Source organism: Mycobacterium sp. NPDC050551 (assembly GCF_040674075.1).
In the GTDB taxonomy this organism is placed as follows: Bacteria; Actinomycetota; Actinomycetes; order Mycobacteriales; family Mycobacteriaceae; genus Mycobacterium.
This window is the reverse complement of sequence record NZ_JBFARC010000001.1, coordinates 162,759-180,728: the sequence shown is the minus strand read 5'-3', so window position 1 is coordinate 180,728 and position 17,970 is coordinate 162,759. Positions and strand designations below refer to the sequence as shown.

General features: G+C 69.3%; 14 protein-coding genes. 7 read left to right on the top strand and 7 right to left on the bottom strand.

What is annotated here, in order from left to right:
- Positions 1 to 11: 11 nt before the first annotated feature.
- A complete protein-coding gene (locus tag AB0K11_RS00910; protein WP_364971485.1) occupies positions 12 to 1,508 on the bottom strand; it encodes a carboxyl transferase domain-containing protein in 1,497 nt (498 codons plus the stop codon).
- Positions 1,509 to 1,596: 88 nt separating this feature from the next.
- Between AB0K11_RS00910 and AB0K11_RS00905 the strand changes: the two genes are divergently transcribed.
- The gene (locus tag AB0K11_RS00905) at positions 1,597 to 2,655 is read left to right on the top strand and encodes an LLM class F420-dependent oxidoreductase (protein WP_364971484.1); all 1,059 of its coding nucleotides are present in this window, start codon (positions 1,597 to 1,599) and stop codon (positions 2,653 to 2,655) included.
- Complete coding sequence (locus tag AB0K11_RS00900) at positions 2,652 to 3,887, top strand: cytochrome P450 (RefSeq protein WP_364971483.1); 1,236 nt, start codon at positions 2,652 to 2,654, stop codon at positions 3,885 to 3,887. The genes AB0K11_RS00905 and AB0K11_RS00900 overlap by 4 nt, the downstream gene beginning before the upstream one ends.
- A 49-nt stretch (positions 3,888 to 3,936) precedes the next feature.
- On the opposite strand, the gene AB0K11_RS00895 is transcribed toward AB0K11_RS00900, so the two are convergent.
- The 4 genes from AB0K11_RS00895 to AB0K11_RS00880 all read right to left on the bottom strand — a co-directional run bounded on the left by AB0K11_RS00895 (position 3,937) and on the right by AB0K11_RS00880 (position 9,608).
- A complete protein-coding gene (locus tag AB0K11_RS00895; RefSeq protein WP_269895132.1) occupies positions 3,937 to 4,140 on the bottom strand; it encodes a YbdD/YjiX family protein in 204 nt (67 codons plus the stop codon).
- A complete protein-coding gene (locus AB0K11_RS00890) occupies positions 4,074 to 6,383 on the bottom strand; it encodes a carbon starvation CstA family protein (protein ID WP_364971482.1) in 2,310 nt (769 codons plus the stop codon). The genes AB0K11_RS00895 and AB0K11_RS00890 overlap by 67 nt, the downstream gene beginning before the upstream one ends.
- Positions 6,384 to 6,449: 66 nt before the next feature.
- Positions 6,450 to 7,985: an ATP-dependent DNA ligase gene (locus tag AB0K11_RS00885; RefSeq protein ID WP_364971481.1), complete on the bottom strand. Its 1,536-nt coding sequence runs from the start codon at positions 7,983 to 7,985 to the stop codon at positions 6,450 to 6,452.
- 42 nt (positions 7,986 to 8,027) lie between these two features.
- Positions 8,028 to 9,608, bottom strand: a complete 1,581-nt coding sequence (locus AB0K11_RS00880) for a molybdopterin-dependent oxidoreductase (RefSeq protein WP_364971480.1) — start codon at positions 9,606 to 9,608, stop codon at positions 8,028 to 8,030.
- A 110-nt stretch (positions 9,609 to 9,718) separates the two neighbouring features.
- On the opposite strand from AB0K11_RS00880, the gene AB0K11_RS00875 reads away from it, so the two are divergent.
- The 4 genes from AB0K11_RS00875 (at position 9,719) to AB0K11_RS00860 (ending at position 14,831) form a co-directional block, all read left to right on the top strand.
- Positions 9,719 to 10,486, top strand: coding sequence for an SDR family NAD(P)-dependent oxidoreductase (locus AB0K11_RS00875; protein ID WP_364971479.1), 768 nt, complete (start codon positions 9,719 to 9,721; stop codon positions 10,484 to 10,486).
- Positions 10,487 to 10,555: 69 nt separating this feature from the next.
- Positions 10,556 to 12,292, top strand: a complete 1,737-nt coding sequence (poxB, locus tag AB0K11_RS00870) for a ubiquinone-dependent pyruvate dehydrogenase (protein WP_364971478.1) — start codon at positions 10,556 to 10,558, stop codon at positions 12,290 to 12,292.
- Between the two features lie 58 nt (positions 12,293 to 12,350).
- Positions 12,351 to 13,703, top strand: coding sequence for a neutral zinc metallopeptidase (locus AB0K11_RS00865; RefSeq protein ID WP_364971477.1), 1,353 nt, complete (start codon positions 12,351 to 12,353; stop codon positions 13,701 to 13,703).
- A 51-nt stretch (positions 13,704 to 13,754) separates the two neighbouring features.
- Positions 13,755 to 14,831, top strand: a complete 1,077-nt coding sequence (locus tag AB0K11_RS00860) for a phosphotransferase family protein (RefSeq protein WP_364971476.1) — start codon at positions 13,755 to 13,757, stop codon at positions 14,829 to 14,831.
- On the opposite strand, the gene AB0K11_RS00855 is transcribed toward AB0K11_RS00860, so the two are convergent.
- Positions 14,822 to 15,580 (bottom strand): sulfite exporter TauE/SafE family protein, encoded by a 759-nt coding sequence (locus tag AB0K11_RS00855; RefSeq protein ID WP_364971475.1) that lies wholly within the window; start codon positions 15,578 to 15,580, stop codon positions 14,822 to 14,824. The genes AB0K11_RS00860 and AB0K11_RS00855 overlap by 10 nt on opposite strands.
- A 394-nt stretch (positions 15,581 to 15,974) precedes the next feature.
- On the opposite strand from AB0K11_RS00855, the gene AB0K11_RS00850 reads away from it, so the two are divergent.
- Positions 15,975 to 16,367, top strand: a complete 393-nt coding sequence (locus AB0K11_RS00850) for a homocitrate synthase (RefSeq protein WP_364971474.1) — start codon at positions 15,975 to 15,977, stop codon at positions 16,365 to 16,367.
- Positions 16,368 to 16,407: 40 nt separating this feature from the next.
- Here AB0K11_RS00850 and AB0K11_RS00845 read toward each other — a convergent pair whose 3' ends face one another.
- Positions 16,408 to 17,892, bottom strand: coding sequence for a cytochrome P450 (locus AB0K11_RS00845; protein WP_364971473.1), 1,485 nt, complete (start codon positions 17,890 to 17,892; stop codon positions 16,408 to 16,410).
- Positions 17,893 to 17,970 lie beyond the last annotated feature (78 nt).

Here is a 17,970-nt window from a genome sequence, read left to right as displayed (position 1 = left end):
TCGCGAGAGGGCTAGGGGGTGATGACCGTGCGGCTGACCGGCTCCGCGACGGCCTGCCTGCTGAAGATGCCGTGCTGCAATGTCGTCAGCAGTGCGTTGCGGGTCTCCTCCGGCGAGATGAGCTCGTCGAAGCCCAGGTGGCCCGCCGACCGGTAGGACGCCTCGAGCTCCATCTGCTTGAGCACCTCGGTGTAGTCCTCGCCGGCGTTCGTCGCCTTGCTCAGCGCGGCGGCGCCCATCGCGCCCATCGTGGCGCCCGGGTAGGCGAACGTCGCCACCTGGTCGTCGAAGCCGAGCAGCGACATCACCATCGAGCCGAAGCCGAACGCCTTGCGCAGCGTGACATGGAGTTTCAGCGTGGTGGCGGAGGTCTGCGCGGCGAACATCCGGGCGCCGCTGCGCAGTACGCCGCTGCGCTCGGACCGGCTGCCCGGCAGCATCCCCGGATTGTCGGCGAGGAAAACGATCGGCAGGTGGAACGCGTCGGCGACCGCGATGAAGTGCGCCGCCTTGTCCGCGGCGTCGGCGTCGATCGAGCCGGCCAGCACCTCCGGCTGATTCGCGACGACAGCGACCGGATACCCGCCGAGATGCGCCAGCGCGCAGATGACGGCACGGCCGAACGTCGGTTGCACCTCGAACCAGTCCGGCCGGTCGAAGACCACGTCGAGCACCGCCCGCATGTCGTAGATGTGCCGGTTGTCCCGGGACACGATGTCGCAGATCTCCGGCGTCGGCCGCGGGTCCGCGGTGTCGTCGGCGAGCCGGGTCGGCGGATACGACCATGCGCTGGAGGGGAAGTAGGACAGGTAGCGGCGGATGTCGTCGAGCACCGTCTGGTCGTCCTCGGCGTGGTTGTGGATCACCCCGCTCGCGAGTGCGACGCCCGGCCCGCCGAGGTCCTCCTTCGAGATGTCCTCGCCCGTCGACTCTTTCACCACCGGCGGACCGGCGGTGAAGATGGCGCCGTGGCTGCTCATGATGGTGAAGTCACACACCGGGGCAACCAGTGCGCCGTGCCCGGCCGAGGGGCCCAGCACCGCCGACACGGTCGGCACCTTGCCCGAGCACTTCGCCTGGGCGATGAGGTCGGTGGGGGTGCGGCCGTAGTGCTCACCGCTGGGCCGGAAGCCGGCGCCCTCGAGCAGCATGACCAGTGGGATCTTGTTGCGCAGCGCCAGTTCCGCGAGGCGGTAGCGCTTGGAGTTGCCGCCCGGTCCGATGCTGCCCGCCAGCGTGGTGAAGTCCTCGGCGCCGACCATCACCGGGACGCCGTCGATCCGGCCCGCGCCCGCGATCAGCCCGTCCGCGGCGACGTCACCGCCGACCAGCGTGCCGAACTCTTGGAACGAGCCGTCATCGAGGAGGTGTTCGAGCCGGGCCCTGGCGTCGAGCTTGCCCTTTGCGCGATGCCTGGCCACCCGTTCGGGCCCGCCCATGCCGAACGCGTGCTCGCGGCGACGGTCGAGGTCGGCGAGCGTTTCCTTCCAGTCCTGCGCGTGGTCCATTCGAGAAGCTCCTGACGTCGAAAGGGCATCGTCGCACCGGCGTGGTCACGTTGACCATACTGAATTGCTTACTGTAGCTTCTGCGGGTATGGGTGGAGGCGGTGCTGCCGGCCCCCCGATCGGCCGTCTCGCGATCGACCGGGGCATCCCCAGCGACCTGACGCGGGTCCGGGGAGTCGCCGAGGGGTTGGAGCGGCAGGGCTTCGACGGGTGCTGGACCGGCGAGATCTCCCACGACCCGTTCCTGCCGCTGCTGCTCGCCGCCGAACACACCACTCGGCTGCAGATCGGCACCAGCATCGCGGTGGCCTTCGCACGCAGCCCGATGACCGTCGCCAACGTGGCGTGGGATCTGCAGGCGTACTCGCAGGGCCGGTTCATCCTCGGCCTCGGCACGCAGATCAAGCCGCACATCGAGAAGCGGTTCAGCATGCCGTGGAGCAGGCCGGTGGCCCGCATGCGGGAATTCGTGCAGGCGCTGCGGGCGATCTGGGCCTGCTGGCACGACGGCACCCGGCTGGCGTTCGACGGCGAGTTCTACACCCACCGGCTGATGACGCCGATGTTCACCCCGCAGGCCCATCCACACGGCACGCCACCGGTGTTCGTCGCCGCGGTCGGCGAGGCGATGACCGCGATGTGCGGCGAGGTGGCAGACGGCCTGCTTGCACACGCGTTCACCACGAAGCGCTATCTCGACGACGTCACGCTGCCCGCCCTCGAGCGCGGGCTCGCCGCGGCTGGGCGCACCCGGGCCGACGTCGCCGTCTCGTGCCCGGTGTTCGTCGTGACCGGCGAGACCGAGGAGGACTTCGCCGCCGCGGCCGTCGCCACCCGCAAGCAGATCGCGTTCTACGCCTCCACGCCGTCGTATCGCAACGTGCTCGACCTGCATGGCTGGGGTGAGCTGCAGACCGACCTGCACGGGCTGTCCAAACAGGGGCAATGGGATGCGATGGCCGGGCTGATCGACGACGACGTACTCGGCGCGTTCGCCGTGGTGGCGCCGCTCGGCGAGGTGGCCGCGGCGCTCCGGGTCCGGTGTTCGGGGGCGATCGACCGCGTGCTGCCGGGCTTCCCGTCGACCGTGCCGGACGACACCGTCGCCGCCGTCCTCGAGGAACTGCGTCACGAAGGAGCCCGATGAGCACACCGATCATGGACGACGCCGCCAGGGCCTTCGCCGACCCGAAGTCCTACACCGACGAGTCGACACTGCATGCCGCGCTTGCGCATCTGCGGGCGAACGCCCCGGTGTCCTGGGTCGACGTGCCGGGATACCGGCCGTTCTGGGCGATCACGAAGCACGCCGACGTGATGGCCGTCGAGCGCGCCAACACCGTGTTCACCAACGCGCCGCGGCCGGTGCTGATGACCGCTGAGTCCGACGAGCTGCAAGCCGGCGTCGGGGTCAGCACGTTGATCCACATGGACGATCCGCGGCACCGGGTGGTGCGGGCGATCGGCGCCGACTGGTTCCGGCCGAAAGCGATGCGGGCGTTGAAGATCCGCGTCGACGAACTGGCGAAGACTTACGTCGACAAGATGGCCGCCATCGGCCCGGAGTGCGACTTCGTGCAGCAGGTGGCGGTGAATTACCCGCTCTACGTGATCATGTCGCTGCTCGGGGTGCCGGAGTCCGATTTCCCGCTGATGCTCAAGCTCACCCAGGAACTGTTCGGCAGCGACGACGACGAGTTCAAGCGCGGCGCCGACCAGCAGGAGCAGATGTCGGCATTGCTGGAGATGTTCCAGTACTTCACCGCACTCACCGCCGCCCGCCGCGAGCACCCGACCGACGACCTGGCCTCGGCGATCGCCAACGCGCACATCGACGGTGAACCACTGTCCGACATCGACACCGTGTCCTATTACGCGATCATCGCCGCCGCCGGCCACGACACCACCAGCGCCACCATCTCGGGCGGCATGCTGGCGCTGCTCCAGCATCCCGACCAGCGCGACCGGTTGCGGGCCGATCCGGCCTTGATGCCGACGGCCACCGAGGAGATGATCCGGTGGGTCACACCGGTGAAGGCGTTCATGCGGACCGCGCAGCAGGACACCGAGGTGCGCGGCGTGCCGATCGCTGCGGGGGAGTCGCTGCTGCTGTCCTACCCGTCGGCCAATCGCGACGAGGATGCCTTCGCCGATCCCTTCCGCTTCGACGTCGGGCGGGATCCGAACAAGCACGTGGCCTTCGGCTACGGCGTGCACTTCTGCCTGGGCGCCGCGCTGGCCCGGATGGAGGTCAACAGCTTCTTCTCCGAGCTGATCCCGCGGCTGGAGTCGATCGAACCGGCCGGGCCGCCCCAGCACGTCGCGACCGTGTTCGTCGGCGGCCTCAAGCACCTGCCGATCCGGTACACACTGCGCTGAGCGCGCGGCCTACTAGCCGGAGTCGCGGCGTGCCGCTGCGTGCAGAGTGTCAGCAGCAGCGGGCGCCCGGATTCGCATCCGCCGCGGCGTGGCGCAGGCGCCAGTACTCCCGTTCCGAGGGCACCGGCTCGCCCGGGTGCAGCCGCCTGCGGTGTTCGACGTACCGCCGGTAGTGATTGTCACCCATCAGTGTGGCGCAGTACCAACGGATCTGACGCGCGAGTTCTGCAGATCGGCGGGCAGCTCGTCCCATTGCTTGGCCACCTCCTTCTCGGCCTTGGTCGCGACCATCCCCGACGGGGCGAACAGCCGCGACGGCACCGGGTCGTCCTCCGACAGTGGGCTGCCGGTGCCCCTGACGGCGCGCAGTGCCACCACCACGCCAGCGGCGAACACGATGACCACCAGCACCGCGAACACGATCGACAGCGTGCCCTGGATGAACGTGTTGCGGATGACGGCGTCGAGCTGGCCGGCGTCCTTGGCCGCATTGAACGCCGTCTTTCCCGCCTCCTTGGCCTCGCGGTACTGGAAGTGCTGTGTCCAGTAGCCCACCTTCGGATCACCGGAGAAGATCTTCTGCCAGGACGCCGTCATGGTCACCACCAGGTCCCACAGCAGCGGGATCCCGGGTATCCACGCCCATTTCAGCAGTCCGCGTTTGATGATCACCACGGTGACGACAGTCAGCGCGATGGCCGCGAGCAACTGGTTCGCGATACCGAACAGCGGGAACAGCGTGTTGATGCCGCCGAGCGGATCGGTGACGCCCATCAGCAGGATGCTGCCCCATGCGGCGACGACGATGATGCTGCACATCCAGGCCCCGACGCGCCAACTCGGATTCTGCAGCTTCTTCAGCGGCCCACCGAGGTTGCCCAGCGCGTCGGACAGCATGAACCGCGCCACCCGGGTGCCCGCGTCGACCGTGGTGAGGATGAACAGCGCCTCGAACATGATCGCGAAGTGGTACCAGAACGCCTTGAGGCTCTCGCCGCCGAAGACCTGGTGCAGCACTTCGGACATGCCGAACGCCAGTGTGGGCGCGCCACCGGTGCGCGACACGATCGACTCCTCGCCGACGCCCTGGGCGGCGGCGTCGAGTTCGGCGCCGGTGATCGGAGCGCCGGACAATCCGAGGCCGTTGACGTAGTCCGCCGCAGTCTGGGCGGTGCCACCGGTGGACGCCGCAGGCGCGTTCATCGCGAAGTACAGATGCTGGTTCAGGATCGCCGCGGTGATCAGCGCCATGATCGCGACGAACGACTCGGTCAGCATGCCGCCGTAGCCGATCAGCCGCATCTGGCTTTCCTTCTCCAGCAGCTTCGGTGTGGTGCCGGAGGAGATCAGCGAGTGGAAGCCCGACAGCGCGCCGCAGGCGATCGTGATGAACAGGAACGGGAACAGCGACCCGGCGAACACCGGCCCGGTTCCGCTGGCGGCGAACGACGAGATCGCCGGGGCCTCCATGATCGGGCGCGCCAGCAGGATGCCGATCGCCAGCAGGACGATGGTGCCGACCTTCATGAACGTCGAGAGATAGTCGCGCGGCGCCAGCAGCAACCAGACGGGCAGCACCGAGGCGGCCAGCCCGTAGATGATGATGCACCACGACAGCGTCACCTTGGACAGCGTGAACCAGTCTGTGCCCCAGGACGTCTCGGCAACCCAGCCGCCCGCCACCACGGCGAGCAGCAGCAGTGCGACGCCGATCAGCGACACCTCCGACACCCGGCCGGGCCGCAGGTACTGCAGATAGACACCCATGAACAGTGCGATCGGGATGGTCATCGCGATGGAGAACACGCCCCACGGGCTCTCCGCCAGTGCGCCGACCACCACCAGCGCCAGCACCGCCAGCAGGATGACCATGATGACCAGCACGCCGACGATCGCGGCGACGCCGCCCACGGTGCCGAGTTCATCACGGGCCATCTGGCCCAGCGAGCGGCCGCGGCGGCGCACCGAGATCGACAGCACCAGGTAGTCCTGCACACAGCCGGCGAAGACGGCGCCGATGATGATCCAGATGGTGCCCGGCAGATAGCCCATCTGCATCGCCAGCACCGGCCCCACCAGCGGGCCTGCGCCGGCGATCGCGGCGAAGTGGTGCCCGAACAGCACCCGCCGGTCCGTCGGCATGTAGTCGGTGCCGTTCTCGAAAACCTCGGCGGGTGTGGCGATCTCGTCCTTGGGCTTGACGATCTTCATCTCGATCAGCCGGGCGTAGAACCGGAAACCGATGACGTAGGTGCAGATCGCGGCGATGACGAACCAGACCGCGTTGACCGTCTCACCGCGCAGGAACGCGATCACCGCCCAGGCGACGGCGCCGATCACGGCGATGACGCCGAAGATGATGCGGTGCTTGGCGGTGATGGGGGAGCGGTCGATCACGGCCACCGGCGGTAGGTCCTTGTCCGTCCGGACGTAGGTGATGTGGCCGTCGGTCGTCTGCTCCGACGAAGGAGCCGCGGGCGCGGGGGTTGAAGCCATGGGCCGATCCTTTCACCGGTGCGCGGCCGATTGGGTGGATTCGTCCGGTCGAGTTGTCAGCGCTCGTCAGCGCTCGTAGAAGGTACGCACCGTGTCGACGGTGTCGGCCTCGGCGGGAGCCTTGTCGTCGCGGTAGCGCAGGACGCGGGCGAAGCGCAGCGCCATCCCGCCGGGGTAGCGGCTCGACCCCTGCACCCCGTCGAACGCGATCTCGACCACCTGTTCGGGCCGCACCTTGACCACATAGCCGTCGGTCGGTCCGTCGGCGAGGTCGAGGAAGCGCGCGGTCTGCCAGTCGAGCATGGCGTCGGTCATGCCCTTGAATGTCTTGCCCAGCATCACGAATCCACCGGTGACCGGGTCACGGGCGCCGAGGTGGATGTTGGACAGCTTGCCGGTGCGCCGTCCCGATCCCCATTCCACGGCGAGCACCACCAGATCGAGGGTGTGCACCGGCTTGACCTTGAGCCAGCCCGCACCGCGCCTGCCGGCCTCGTACGGCGCCGTCGGCGCTTTCGCCATCACGCCCTCGTGCCCCGCGGCCAGCGTCGTGTCGAGGAATCGCTGTGCCGCCGCGGGGTCGGTGGTGTGCAGGCGGTCGACCCGCTGTGCGGCGGGCACGAGCACGTCGAGCCGGGCGAGTCGCTCCGCGGTGGGCAGGTCGAGCAGATCCTCACCGTCGACGTGCAGCAGGTCGAAGAAGAACACCGACAGCGGCTGGCCCTCGGCGTCGCGACCGCCCCGGCGGCCGAACCGCGACGCTGTCACCTGGAAGCGGTCCGGCCGTCCGTCGGGACGCAGCGCGATCGCCTCGCCGTCGGCGATCAGGGTGCGGACCGGCAGTGCGCGGGCGGCCGCCACCACCTCGGGCAGCCGGTCGGTGACGTCGTCGAGGCTGCGGGTGAAGATCGACACGTCGTCGCCGTCGCGGTGGATCTGCACCCGGGCGCCGTCGAGCTTGGCTTCCAGCACCGCCTCACCGCCGAGCCGGTCGAGGGCATCGACGACGCCAGTCGCGGTCTGCGCCAGCATCGGCCCCACCGGCCGGCCCACCGTGAGCGTGAACCGGTCGAGTGCCGCCTCGTCGCCGGTCAGCGCCGCGGCCGCCACCGCGGGCAGGTCGCCGGCCAGCATGGCGGCCCGCCGGACCGCGGGCGCAGGCGTGCCCGCCGCCTTGGCGACGGCGTCGGCCATCACGCCGGCCAGGGCGCCCTGGCGCAGCTCGCCCGACAGCAGCCGGCGCAGGAAGGTCTGCTCCACGTCGGTGGCGGCGGCGAACAGGGCGGCGAGCAGCCCGGCCCGGCGCTGCTGCGATCCCTTGCCGGCCACCGCGCCGATCTCCGAGAGCGTCGCGTCGACGCCACCGACCGTCAGCGACGGTTCCCCTGCAGGCGCGGGCAGCGAGCGCAACGCCGCCCAGCCCACCCCGATCTGGCGTTGCGGCAGCTCACCGGACAGCCACGACACCACCACCGCGACGAGTCGGGCGTCGCGCTCCTCGGCGGCGCGGGCGAGCAGGTCGGCGATCCGGGCGGTCTTGGCCAGGCGGGCCGACGTCGCGCCCACATCGGCGGAGGCGGTGGCGACGTCGACCAGATGCACGTGTCCAGCGTGGCACGAGGGTCCGACACTCGGCGGGGACGGTTACCTGACCGCGAAGATGATCGACTGCCAGCCCGATGCGCCGTCGGGAACCGGATCGGCGCGCTGCTCGGTCTGCACCGCGCCGGTGTTGTCGGTGGCGCGCACGGCGATCGTGTGCAGGCCGGTCTGCTCGGCCCGCCAGTCGATGCTCCAGAGCCGCCACGTCTCGTTGGAGTAGCTCGCACCCAGCGTCGCGGGGCGCCAGTCACCTTGGCCGCCGGGCGGGTCGATGCGCACCTCGACGCCGCGGACCCCGCGGTTCTGCGCCCACGCGACACCGCCGAAGGTCACCGGCCCCATCGCGACGTCCTGGCCGCTGCGCGGCACGTCGATGCGCGACTGCGTCTTGATCGGCCCGCGCGCCGACCAGCCCAGCTTCGTCCAGTAGGCCTCGGCGCGATCGAAGCGGGTCAGCTCGAGGTCGACCACCCATTTCGTCGCGGACACATAGCCGTACAGCCCGGGCACCACGAGGCGCGCCGGGTAGCCGTGTTCGGTGGGCAGCGGCTCGCCGTTCATCCCGACAGCCAGCAGGGCGTCGCGGTCATCGGTGAGCGCCTCGACGGGAGTGCCCGCGGTGAACCCGTCGACCGAGGTGGACAGCACCATGTCGGCGTCGGACTGCACGCCCGCCTCGGCCAGCAGGTCGCGCACCCGGTACCCGGTCCACTTGGCGGTCGAGATCAGGTCCCCGCCAACCGGATTGGACACACATGCCAGCGTGACGATGTCCTCGACGGCCTCGAACCGGTCCAGATCCTGGAAGGTGTAGGTGATCTCGCGGTCGACCATGCCGTGGATCCGCAACTTCCAGTCGGCCCGGCTCAGCTGCGGCACCGACAGGGCGGTGTCGATGCGGTAGAAGTCGGCGTTCGAGGTGACGAACGTCGGCAGGTCGACGTTCGCCGGCTGCACCGCCGCAGGCACCTCGGGTGCGGTCCGCCCGACCCGGGGCAGCGCGAAGTTCAGCCGGTCGCCGGACACCGATGAGGTCAGCCGGGACAGCACCGCGCCCGCCACCCCGCTGGCCGCGCCCACCGCCAGGAAGCCGACGCCGACGAGGGTGAGCCTGCGGCCCCGGTCGGTGTGGTCGCTGTCGGTGCCCTCGAGTTCGGTGCCCTCGAGTTCGGCACGCTCGTCGGGTGCGTCCTTGATGCGCCCCGACGTCAGCAGCCGCAGCACCGCGATTCCGCACACCGCGCCGATCAGCGTCGGCAGCACGTCGAGCGCCGACGCCCCCGGCCGCGAGAGCACCGCCGCGGCGCCGAGCACACCGGCCGCGGCGATCGCGAGGCTGCCGATCGGCCTGCGGCGCGACTCGAATCGCGCGCTGATCGCGGCGATCACGAGGATGACCGCCACCACGAGCACGGTGAGCACGAGCTTGTCCGCGGTGCCGAACGTGGTGATGGCCCATTCCTTGACGGGGCCCGGCGTCCGGTCGATGACGGCCGACCCGACCGCGTTGCGTGCGTCGGCGGCCGGACCGAACGGCACGGCGACGAGCTCGGCGACTCCGAGCGCGACGGCGGCGGCGGCGATCCCGCACAGCGCCCATGGGCCTCGCGGCGGTACGGCCATGTCCGCCAAGGTACTGCCGGGGAACCCCAGGTCCGACCCGAAACGCTTACCGAAGCGTGACGTCGGCTAGGTTGCTTTACAGTCCAACCCCGATGTGGAAAGGAAGCTAGATGGAGATCGAGGGCAAGAAGGCCATCGTGGTCGGTGGGGCCTCCGGCTTCGGCCGGGCGACCGCCGAGCTGTTGGCCAAGCGCGGCGCGAGCGTTGCCGTGCTGGACCGTCCGCAGTCCAAGGGCAAGGAAGTCGCCGACTCGATCGGCGGTTCGTTCCACGAGGTGGACGTCACCGATTTCGACGGCACCGAGAAGGTGATCGAGCAGGTGGTCGCCGATCTCGGCGGACTGCACGTCGCGGTCACCACCGCGGGCGGCGGCATCGGCGAGCGCACCATCAAGAAGGACGGCCCGCACAGCCTGGACTCCTTCCGCGCCAGCGTCGACCTCAACCTCATCGGCACCTTCAACATCAGCCGGCTCTCCGCGTGGCACATGAGCAAGAACGAGCCCGTCGACGACGAGAAGGAAGAGCGCGGCGTCATCATCAACACCGCCTCGATCGCCGCCTTCGAGGGGCAGATCGGCCAGGTCGCCTACACCGCGTCCAAGGCCGCGATCGCCGGCATGTGCCTGACCATGGCCCGCGACCTGGGCAGCCTCGGCATCCGGGTGCTCGCCATCGCCCCGAGCCTGTTCGCCACCGGGCTGACCGAGGGGATTCCCGACGAGTTCGCCAGCCAGCTGACCAAGGACGCCGCCTTCCCCAAGCGCCTCGGCCGGCCCGACGAGTACGCCAAGCTCGCCGCGGCGATCGTGGAGAACGCGATGCTCAACGGTCAGTGCCTGCGACTGGACGCCGGTCAGCGCTTCGCCCCCAAGTGACCTCGTGATTCGGTGTCGTCCGTTGCGCTCGCCGCACCGGCGACACCGAAATCGCACTAGGCTGCGCGAGTGGCGACCATTGCTGATCACGTCATCTCCGCCCTCTCGCTCAGCGGTGTGCGCCGCGTCTACGGCCTGCCCGGCGACAGCCTCAACGGCTTCACCGACGCGATCCGGCGCTCCGGCGCCGTCTCGTGGGAGCACGTCCGGCACGAGGAGACCGCCGCGTTCGCCGCGGCCGCCGACGCGGCGCTCACCGGTGGCCTCGCGGTGTGCGCAGGCAGCTGCGGGCCCGGAAACCTGCACCTGATCAACGGCCTGTTCGACGCGCACCGCAGCCGGATGCCTGTGCTGGCGATCGCCGCTCACATCCCGCGCACCGAGATCGGCTCGGACTACTTCCAGGAGACCCACCCGCAGGACCTCTTTCGTGAGTGCAGCGTCTACTGCGAGCTGGTGAGCACACCGGAGATGGCGCCACGCATCTTCGAGATGGCGATGCGCGCCGCGGTGGAGGAGAAGGGCGTGGCGGTCGTCGTCGTCCCCGGCGAGATCTTCGGTCAGCGCGCCGACGCATCGGCCTGGACGGCCCGCCCGGTGGTGGCGTCCCGATCGGTGGTGCGGCCCGACGACGAGTCGCTGCTGCGCGCCGCCGCCATCCTCAACGGCTCACCGCGGGTGACGATCCTGGCCGGCGCCGGCGTGCAGGACGCCCACGACGCCGTCGTGGAGCTGGCGGCCACGCTCAACGCGCCGATCGTGCATGCGTTGCGCGGCAAGGAGTTCATCGAGTACGACAACCCCTTCGACGTCGGCATGACCGGTCTGCTGGGCTTCGCGTCGGGCTACAAGGCGATCAAGGAAGCCGACGTGCTGCTGATGCTGGGCACCGACTTCCCCTACCAGCAGTTCTATCCCGACCACGCGACGGTGATCCAGGTCGACATCCGCGGCAGGCATCTCGGCAGGCGGACCCCGGTGGAACTGGGTCTGGTGGGCACCGTGCGCGACACCCTCGAGGCGCTGACGCCGCACCTGCAGCGCCGGCCGGACCGCGAGCACCTCGACCGCTCACTGCGCCATTACCGCCGTACCCGCAAGAACCTCGACGAATTGGCCGTCAACGACCGCGACCGCAGCCCGATCAGGCCGGAATACGTTGCCGGACTGGCGAATCGACTGGCCGACGACGACGCGGTGTTCACCGTCGACGTCGGCTCGCCGGTGGTGTGGGCGGCGCGCTACCTGACGATGAACGGGCGGCGGCGGCTCATCGGCTCCTTCAACCACGGCACGATGGCCTGTGCGCTGCCGCACGCGATCGGCGCGCAGACCACGTTTCGCGACCGGCAGGTGGTGGCGCTGGCCGGCGACGGCGGGCTGACCATGCTGTTCGGCGAACTGGTCACCCTGATCCAGAACCGGTTGCCCGTCAAGGTGATCGTCTTCAACAACTCGTCGCTGAACTTCGTCGAACTGGAGATGAAGGCCGCGGGCATCGTCAACTTCGGCACCGATCTGGTCAATCCCGACTTCGCCGCGGTCGCGACGGCGATGGGCGTCTTCGGCAGGCGGGTGGAGGCGGCGCGCGATCTCGAGCAGGCCATGACGGATGCCTTCGCCTACGACGGCCCGGCGGTGATCGACGTCGTCACCGCCCGCCAGGAGCTGTCGATCCCGCCTGCCATCACGGTCGAACAGGCCAAGGGGTTCTCCCTGTACGCGATCCGCACCATCCTCGCCGGGCGCGGCGACGAGTTGCTCGATCTGATCTCCACGAACGTCGCGAGGCGCATCCTCGACTGAGGACCACCGGATTAGCGCTTTCCAACTGAATTCCAATCGGCGCCGCTACCGTTTGCCCATGCGCATCAGAGTGTGGTCGACGGCGGCGGCCGTGGTGGTGCTTCTCGCGGGCTGTGCCGGTCCCGATCCGAAGGTTCCCGGGTCGTCGAAGGCAGCGGCGCCCGACGTCAGTGACGTCGAGATCGTCGGCGATCCGTCCGACCCGGCCAACAAGATCGCCGTGCAGGCGATCGCGGATCTGCAGGACTACTGGGACAAGCAGTATCCCGACCTGTACGGCGCGGCGTACGAACCGGTGGCGGGCGGGCTCTATGCGGTCAACCCCTCCAGTGGCGACGCGCCGCCGTGCACCACCAGCCCCGAGGAGGTGGCGGGCAACGCGTTCTACTGCCCCAGTGAGGATGTGGTGGCGTGGGACGCCGAGGGACTGCTGCCGGAACTGCGGGAGAAGTTCGGCGACTTCGCCATCCCGGTGGTGATGGCGCACGAATGGGGGCATGCGATCCAGGCGCGGTCGAACTTCACCGCGCGCACGGTGACTCGGGAACTGCAGGCCGACTGCATGGCAGGCGCATGGGCCCGGCACGCCAAGGACGACGGTGTGTTCGACGTGTCGAGCGCCGACCTCGACACCGCGCTCGCCGGCATCCTCGAACTGCGTGACACCCCTGGCACGTCGAAGATCGACCCGAACGCCCACGGCAGCGGATTCGACCGGGTGGGTGCGTTCCAGGACGGCTTCGACAACGGGCTGTCCCGGTGCAAGGTGTACCGCGACGACGATCCCCTGGTGCTGGAGTTGCCGTTCAACGACGTCCTCGACGAGGCCACCGGCGGGGACGCCCCGTACGACTCGATCGTCAACGGGGTGCCGTACGACCTGGAGGACTTCTGGAGCCGGGCGTATCCCGAGGTGACCGGCGAGGCGTGGGCGCCGCTGGCGGGCCTGCAACCCTTCAGCCCGGACAGCCCGCCGATGTGCGGCGACCAGTCGGCTGAGGGCTTCGCGCTGTTCTATTGTGTGCCAGACGATTACGTGGGCTGGGACAACGAGGCCTTCATGCCCCGGATCTACCAGCAGGGCGGCGACTATGCGGTGGCCTCGCTGCTGGCCACCCAGTACGGCCTTGCGGCGCTGACCCGGTTGGGCGACCAGTCCGACGAGAAGACCTCCACCCTGCGCGCCGACTGCCTGGCCGGGGCGTACACCGCGAGTGTCATCCTCTACAACCGCGCCGACACCAGCACCTACCGCATCTCACCCGGCGACCTCGACGAGGCGATCAAGGCCCTGCTGGTGTTCCGCGGCGACGCCGACGTCGAGCGTCAGGGAGCGGGCTTCGCACGCGTACGGGCGTTCCGCGAAGGCGTGATCAACGGCGTCGCGCCGTGCCTGGAGTACAAGGCCTGATCGTCGGGGGAGCCGGCGCAGCCGTCACGTGCGGCTGAGACGATGTCTCCCATGCCCGACGACGCGCTGCCCATGCCCACGCTGAGCGACGAGGCGCAGGCCGCCCTGGCGCGGTGGCTGGCCCGCGAGGGTCTCGGCTCGACCGTCACCGACGTCGAGCCGCTGACCGGTGGTTCGCAGAACATCGTGGTGCGCCTGCGGGTCGACGGACGGGCCATGGTGCTGCGCCGCCCACCACAGCATCCACGACCGACGAGCGACAAGACGATGCTGCGTGAGATCGCGGTGTTGCGCACTCTCGCCGGAACGACGGTGCCGCATCCCGGATTCATCGCCGGCTGTGAGGATCTCGACGTCCTCGGCGTGGTGTTCTACCTGATGGAAGAGGTCGACGGGTTCAACCCGGGTAACGAGATGACCGACGCCTACGTCCGCGACGCGGGCATGCGCCACCAGGTGGGGCTTTCCTACGCGGCGAGCCTGGCCCGGTTGGGCAACGTCGGGTGGGAGGGCAGTCCGCTGGCGGCCATCAAACGCCCGGGATCCTTTCTGGAGCGGCAGGTTCCGCAGTTCCTGCGACTGCTCGAGAGCTATCGGCACGACGACTACGCACCCGAGTCGTTCCCGGCCGTCACGTCGCTGGCGCAGTGGCTCACCGACAACCGGCCGCCGGACGGCGAGCCCGGGATCATGCACGGCGACGCCCATCTGAACAACGTGCTGCTGCGGCGCGACCGTCCCGAACTCGCCGCGTTCATCGACTGGGAGATGTGCACCGTCGGCGACCCGCTGCTCGACCTCGGGTGGATGCTCATCTGCTGGCCGCTGGATCCCAATCCGATCGACGCCGGTTCGCAGCTCGCCGCGCTCGGCGGGATCGCGAGCCGGCGCGAACTGCTCGAGGCGTATCTGGACGCCGGTGGTCGCCAGACCTCGCGGCTGGACTGGTATCTGGCGATGGCGTGTTTCAAGCTCGGCATCGTCATCGAGGGCACCTGGTCGCGTTACCTTGCGGGGCAGGCCAGTTCGGAGGCGGGGGAGCGGCTGCACGCGTCGGCGCAGAATCTCGTCGACCTCGGCAGCCGGGTCGCGCGCGGCGACAACCCGTTCGACCTGTCTCAGCGGTAGGCGTCGAGGCCGAGCTTCACGGCCAGGGCGATGCCGCCGAGCCCCACGGCCACCCGCAGCGGACCGGCGGGCGCGTGGCGGACGACGATCGGGCCAAGACGCGAACCCACCAGGCAACCGAAGCCCAGCGTCACCACCGCGGGCCAGTGCACCGGCGCGAGGAAGACGAACAGCACCGCCGCGGTGGCGTTGGACGCGCCGAGGATGACGTTCTTGTCCGCGCTGGCGTGCGGCATCGTCTCGCCGGCGGCCAACATCAACGCCAGCAACAGCACGCCGGCGGCCGCACCGAAGTATCCGCCGTAGATACAGATCAGGAAGATCGCCACGGCCTGGGCGATCGTCGCCGCGCGGCTGCGTGGCTCGTCCTCGCCGGTGATCCGGCCCCGGCGGCGCGGGATGAGGATCGCCACGGCGGCGAAGCCGATCAACGCCGGAACGATCTTCTCGAAGCCCTCCGCCGGTGTGGACAGCAGGAGCACCGCACCGACCGCACCGCCGAGGACAGCGCCCGGCACGATGCGCTTGATGGCCTTGCCGCGGCCCTTCAGCTCCGGGCGCGAGCCCCAGATCGAACCGACCCCGTTGAAGACCACGGCGACCGTGTTGGTGACGTTGGCGGTCACCGGCGGCAGACCTACCAGGAGCAGCGCCGGGTAGGTCGCCACCGACGCCAGACCGGCGATGCTGCCCGTCAGCCCGCCTGCGACACCCGCCACGACCAGGAAGACGCCCTCGTGCCAGGTCACCGGCACCACATTAGGGTCCGCGGTGGGCCACGAACCGCCATCGCCGGTGTGGTCTTCGGCACCCCGACGGGGACCGTCGGTGGCTGTGCCGAAAGTGTTTGCGTGTCGGCGCGGGGACGTCTACAGTCGCGGTCGTGCCAAGGCGACTCGTAGTAGCAACCCGCAGCGGGGTCTGATCCGGACCGACCCCTCGCTGTGGGTCGTTGCTACATCGTCGGTCACTTCCTCGAATCAGAGATGACCGGCACACATGATCACCACTTCGGCAATTTCATCCGCGATACCCACCGCAATCAGCGCCGCGCCGCATAAACGGGCGGGTGCCCCCGCTGCGCCGTTCGCGGCCGGCGTCCACGCCCCGGTTCCCCGTGGCCTGCGTAAGGAGGCCGACGCGATGTCCTGGAACGAATTCCTCGCCGAGTACGCCCCGCATTCCGGCCCGTTGCGGCTGGGCCACTGGGCCTGCACCGATGCCGAGCGGCCCGCCACCAGGCTGGGTCCGCAGGCCCGCAACTACCAGGCCACCCTGGCCGTCGGAGACCGGATCGACACGTCGTCCGCCGCCGCATCCGGTCCGGTGGCCGCGCTGACCGCGATGCTGCACGACCGCGGTTACCCGGTGGAACTGGTGGCCTTCCACCAGATGCCGGCCGACGACGGCATCGCGACGTTCCTGCGCGGCTCCGACGGCACACGCACGGAGTGGGCGATGGGACTCTCCGACGACCCCACCCAGTCGGCGTTGCGCGCGGTGATCGCGTGTGCAAACCGGCTGCTGGCGGCCTGAGGGCCTAGGGGCGGTTCAACGCCCACGCGCCAAAGGGGCCCTAGTGCAGCGGCCGCAGGACGATGCGCATGCCGTCCTTGGGCACCGGCATACCGCCGTAGTCCCATTCCGTCGTGTACTCGGGGTGCGGCAGTTCCAGCCGGTACTTGCGCAGCAACCGGTGCAGGATCGTCTTGACCTCGAGCTGACCGAACGTCATGCCGATGCACTTGTGCGCGCCGCCGCCGAACGGGCTGAACGCGTAGCGGTGCTTCTTGTGCTCGTTGCGCGGCTCGGTGAACCGCAGCGGGTCGAACTTCATCGGTTCGGGATAGAGCTCCTCGAGCCGGTGGTTCATGCCGGGGTAGGCGATGACGTTCGTGCCCTTGGGCAGGTAGTAGCCGAGCAGCTCGGTGTCGCGCACGGTCTGGCGCATCGCCCACTGGACGGGCGTGACCAGGCGGATCGACTCGTTCATCACCAGGTCGAGCGACTCGAGCTTGTCCAGCGACTCGATGCTCACGGGGCCGTCGCCGAGCCGGTCGGACTCGTCGCGGCAGCGCTGCTGCCACTCCGGGTTCCTGGCCAGGTGGTAGATCATGGTGGTGGCCGTCGAGGTGGACGTGTCGTGCGCGGCCATCATCAGGAAGATCATGTGGTTGACGATGTCGGCGTCGGAGAACTTGTTGCCGTCCTCGTCCTCGGTCTGACACAGCACGGTCAGCAGGTCGGAACCCTCCTTGCCGCGCCGCTCGCGGACCCGCTCCTCGAAGTAGTTCTCCAGCAGCTTGCGGGCCTGCATGCCGCGCCACCACGTGAACGGCGCGACCGGCTTGCGGATGATGGCGTTGCCGGCCCGCGTGGTGGTGGTAAACGCCTTGTTGACCTTGGTCACCAGTTCGTGGTCGGTGCCCGGCTCGTGGCCCATGAACACCATCGAGGCGATGTCGAGGGTGAGTTCCTTCATGGCCGGATACATCAGGAAGCGTGCGTCGTTGGCCACCCAATCCTTGGCGATCACCTGAGACACGACCCGGTCGACCTGCTCGGTGTAGCCGACCAGGCGGGTGCGCACGAACGCCTCCTGCATGATCCGGCGGTGGAACATGTGCTCCTCGAAGTCGAGCAGCATGAGGCCGCGGTGGAAGAACGGCCCGATCACCGGCACCCAGCCCTGCTGGGAGAAGTCCTTGTTGCGGTTGGAGTAGACGGCCTGCGCGGCGTCGGGTCCCAAGGCGGTGACCGCGGGCAGTGCGGGGGAGTCGGCGTAGTACAGCGGGCCGTACTTGCGGTAGATGTGCAACAGGTAGTCGGGGCCGCCGCGGAACATCTCGACCATGTGGCCCAGCACCGGCAGGCCGGCGTCCCCGATCACGGGCTTGAGGTCGCTGCCCGCGGGCGGGGTCGACATCGCCTTCTGCGGGAACTCGGTCTGCAGCAACCTGCGCTCGAGCGCGCCGAGGCCGGGGAAGTTGTTGATCGACGGTGTCAATCGACGCTTCGCCTGATCGACCAGGTAATCCGTCGTGTTGATCGTCGCCGTCATGTATTGCTCCTCACGCACAGAAACTGTGGCCGCTGTCACTGTTGATCATCATCCTGCTGGGCGCACTTGACGCCTGTC

Excerpts from the sequence above, each read along its gene's own strand:
- AB0K11_RS00865 (WP_364971477.1), top strand. The coding sequence starts at position 12,351 with ATGCGCATCAGAGTGTGGTCGACGGCGGCGGCCGTGGTGGTGCTTCTC.
- AB0K11_RS00905 (WP_364971484.1), top strand. The coding sequence starts at position 1,597 with ATGGGTGGAGGCGGTGCTGCCGGCCCCCCGATCGGCCGTCTCGCGATC.
- AB0K11_RS00880 (WP_364971480.1), bottom strand. The coding sequence starts at position 9,608 with ATGGCCGTACCGCCGCGAGGCCCATGGGCGCTGTGCGGGATCGCCGCC.
- AB0K11_RS00860 (WP_364971476.1), top strand. The coding sequence starts at position 13,755 with ATGCCCGACGACGCGCTGCCCATGCCCACGCTGAGCGACGAGGCGCAG.
- AB0K11_RS00850 (WP_364971474.1), top strand. The coding sequence starts at position 15,975 with ATGTCCTGGAACGAATTCCTCGCCGAGTACGCCCCGCATTCCGGCCCG.
- AB0K11_RS00845 (WP_364971473.1), bottom strand. The coding sequence starts at position 17,892 with ATGACGGCGACGATCAACACGACGGATTACCTGGTCGATCAGGCGAAG.
- AB0K11_RS00895 (WP_269895132.1), bottom strand. The coding sequence starts at position 4,140 with ATGGGACGAGCTGCCCGCCGATCTGCAGAACTCGCGCGTCAGATCCGT.
- AB0K11_RS00890 (WP_364971482.1), bottom strand. The coding sequence starts at position 6,383 with ATGGCTTCAACCCCCGCGCCCGCGGCTCCTTCGTCGGAGCAGACGACC.
- AB0K11_RS00910 (WP_364971485.1), bottom strand. The coding sequence starts at position 1,508 with ATGGACCACGCGCAGGACTGGAAGGAAACGCTCGCCGACCTCGACCGT.
- AB0K11_RS00875 (WP_364971479.1), top strand. The coding sequence starts at position 9,719 with ATGGAGATCGAGGGCAAGAAGGCCATCGTGGTCGGTGGGGCCTCCGGC.
- AB0K11_RS00900 (WP_364971483.1), top strand. The coding sequence starts at position 2,652 with ATGAGCACACCGATCATGGACGACGCCGCCAGGGCCTTCGCCGACCCG.